This window comes from Streptomyces tibetensis (genome assembly GCF_007655005.1).
GTDB classification, from domain to species: Bacteria; Actinomycetota; Actinomycetes; order Streptomycetales; family Streptomycetaceae; genus Streptomyces; species Streptomyces tibetensis.
In genome coordinates, this window is record NZ_SZVW01000049.1 from 1 (window position 1) to 3,330 (window position 3,330).

General features: G+C 73.2%; 2 protein-coding genes. Both read left to right on the top strand.

The features are described from left to right. The coding region (locus FDO69_RS40810; RefSeq protein WP_138430316.1) for a type I polyketide synthase at positions 1-3,161 on the top strand (3,161 nt) is incomplete at its 5' end. 43 nt (positions 3,162-3,204) lie between these two features. Continuing rightward, the coding region (locus FDO69_RS43215) for a polyketide synthase docking domain-containing protein (RefSeq protein ID WP_138430317.1) at positions 3,205-3,330 on the top strand (126 nt) is incomplete at its 3' end.

The following is a 3,330-nucleotide window of genomic DNA, read 5'->3' on the forward strand; positions in this document are numbered from 1 at the left end:
CAGACACCCTCACCACCGCCCTCGCCACCCTCCACACCACCGGACACACCACCACCCTCCATGCCTCACGCATCCCCGCTCAGCGTGTGTCGCTGCCGGCCTACCCCTTCCAGCGCGACCGCTACTGGATACCGAACTCGGCTTCGTACAGCGGGCGTTCGGATGCCGAGGTGGCGACACGCCTGGGCCTGGCCCGGCAGGACCATCCGTTCCTGACCGGCGCCACGTCGATCGTCGGCAGCGGGGCGACTCTGCTCACCGGCAGGGTGACGCTCGCGGCGCACCCATGGCTGGCCGATCACACGGTCGCCGGTGCGGTGCTGTTCCCCGGAACGGCCTTCGCCGACCTGCTGCTGCACGTTGCCGAGGAGACGGGGTCGGGGACCGTGGAAGAACTCACTCTCCATGTGCCCCTCGTTCTTCCCGCGCAGGGCGCTGTCCAGCTTCAGGTGCTGGTGGAGGCACCGGACGAGCGCGGGCGGCGCGCGGTGACGGTGGCTGCCCGGCCGGAGGAGGAGACCGGGGCGGAGTGGACCACGCATGCGGCCGGTGTTCTGGCGGGCGCGGAACCGGCCGCGACGGCGGTGGACTGGGCGGACTGGGCGGCAGGGGTCTGGCCACCGCCGGGGGCGGAAGCCGTCGACGTGGACGGGCTGTACGCGGAGTTCGCCGCCGCCGGCTATGACTACGGTCCGGCCTTCACCGGCCTGACCGGTGCGTGGCGCCGTGGGGACGAGGTCTTCGCCGACGTGCGCTTGCCCGAGGCGGTGGCCGGATCAGAGGAGGAGCGCCGGTTCGGTGTGCATCCCGCGCTGTTCGACGCGGCCCTGCACCCGTGGCGGGTGGGAGGCCCGTGGCAGGAGTCCGATGCGGGCGGTGGGCACAGCACCCTGCTGCCGTTCTCCTGGCAGGGGCTCACCCTGTACGGGACCGGCGCCGAGCAGGTCCGGGTCCGGCTGGCACCGTCGGACGGCGGCGGCGCCTTCTCCGTGCGGGCCGCCGACCCGGCGGGCGATCCCGTCCTCGCCCTGGACGCGCTCGTGCTGCGTCGAGTGCCGTCAAGCACCCCGAGCGCCCTTGCGGCAGCGCCGATGTACCGCATCGACTGGCAGCCGGTCGACTCGACCAGCCTCGTGGACACTCGCCGCTACGCCGTGGTCGGCGCCGACGCGGAGGAGACGGCGGAGGTTCTGCGCGCCTTCCTGCCCGATGCGCACACCACGGCCCACGCCGACCTCGCGGCCCTGCGTGCCGCTCTGGACGCCATGGCATCGAGGCCCGGGCCCGCCCTGGTCGTTGCGCGCTTCCCCGGCTCCCCTCCCCCGGCGGCCGAGGCCACGTCCGCGCCCGATCCCGTCCGTGCGACCCTCGCCCACGGTCTGTCGCTCGTCCAGGCACTGATCGAGGACGAACGCCTGACCAACGGCACGACTCTGGCCGTCCTCACCCGGGGCGCGGTCGAGGCCATGGAGACCGATGTGCCGGATCTCGCGGGCGCCGCGCTGTGGGGGTTGGTGCGCTCCGCGCAGTCGGAGTATCCGGGCCGCTTCCGCCTCCTCGACGTGGACGACTCCCCGGAGTCCCGTGCGGCCCTGGCCACGGCGCTGGCCTCGGACGAGCCGCAGCTGGCGTTGCGGGCGGGCGTCATGCTCGCGCCGGCGCTGACACCCGCCGAGGCCGCCGGATCGCCGGCTCCTGCGGACGCCGCACCCTGCGCCCACGGCATGGACGGCACCGTCCTGCTGACCGGCTGCACCGGTGCGCTCGGCCGACGCGTCGCCGTGCACCTGGCGAGGCGTCACGGTGTACGGCGGATGCTGCTGGTCAGCAGGAGCGGCCCGAACGCACCGGAATCCGCCGCGCTGGAACGGGAACTCACCGAGCTGGGCGTCCACACCTCCTTCGTCTCCTGCGACCTGGCCGATCCGGCCGACGTACGAAGGGCGGTCGCCGCAGTCCCGTCCGAGCATCCGCTGACCGGTGTCGTGCACACCGCCGGTGTCCTCGACGACGGGGCGCTCGCCCGGCTGACTCCGGAGCGGATCGACACCGTGCTGCGGGCCAAGGCCGACGCCGTACGTCACCTCCACGAGGCAACGCTCGGGCATCCGCTGCGCGCCTTCGTGCTGTTCTCCGCCGCAGCCGGGTTGCTGGGCCGTCCGGGGCAAGCGTCCTACGCGGCCGCCAACGGCGTGCTCGACGCGTTCGCGCGGCTTCGCCGGGCGGCGGGGCTGCCGGCGGTCTCCCTGGCCTGGGGGCTGTGGGACGAACGGGACGGCATGGCCGGCGGCCTCGATGCCACGGCACTTCGCCGACTTCGCCGGGACGGCATCCTGCCGATGCCTGCCGGCCAGGCCCTCGAACTGCTGGACCAGGCGCTGACGACGTATCGGGACGGCCCCGCCCTGCTCGTCCCGCTGCTGCTGGACAGCACGGCGCTGCGCCGCACGGCAGGGGAGAACGGCCCCGCCTCGGTCCCGCCGTTGCTGCGCTCCCTCCTCCCCTCCCCCCGGCGCCGGCATCGCACGACCACGGCGACGTCCGTACGGGACGAGTCCGGGCCGGGTCCGTCGGCAGGTCTCGCGGCCCTGCCCGCCAAGGAGCGCATGAGCGTCCTGCTGGACATGGTCGGCGAACAGGTCGCCGGTGTCCTCGGTCACGCCTCGGCCGCACAGATCGATCCCGAACGGCCTTTCCACGAGATCGGCTTCGACTCCCTGGCCACGCTGGAGCTGCGCAACCGGCTCGGCCGCCTGGCCGGTCTGCGTCTGCCGAGCACGCTCGCCTTCGACCATCCCACGCCGAGGAAGGTGGCGGAATGGATCAACGCGGAACTGCCCGCCGCGAACCCCGCTCCGGGCACGTCGGCCGAGGATCCCGTGCTGACGGGGATCGACCAGATGGCGCGAGCGATCGCCCTCATGGACGCGCAGGACGGCCGACGCGCCGATGTGCGCCAACGACTCGTCGGTCTGCTGACCGCTCTGGACCGGCCGGCGTCCGGTGCGGACAGCGACCGAGCCGCCGCGACGACCGTGGCGGACCGACTCGACGAGGCAACCGACGACGAGATCTTCGCGTTCCTCGACGAACAGCTGGACGAGCAGCCGGACGAGCCGTTGGGCGCACCTTTGGACGAGCGCCTGGACGAGCAGCCGTGACCGGACCGAGGGCCGCCCGTACGACAGGAAGCTGGGGGCAGCGATGAACGCGGAGAACGACAAGATCCGCAGCTATCTGAAGCGCGCCACCGCCGAACTCCACCGGACCAAGGAGCGGTTGGCGGAGCTGGAGTCGGCGCGGCATGAGCCGATCGCGGTGGTGGGTATG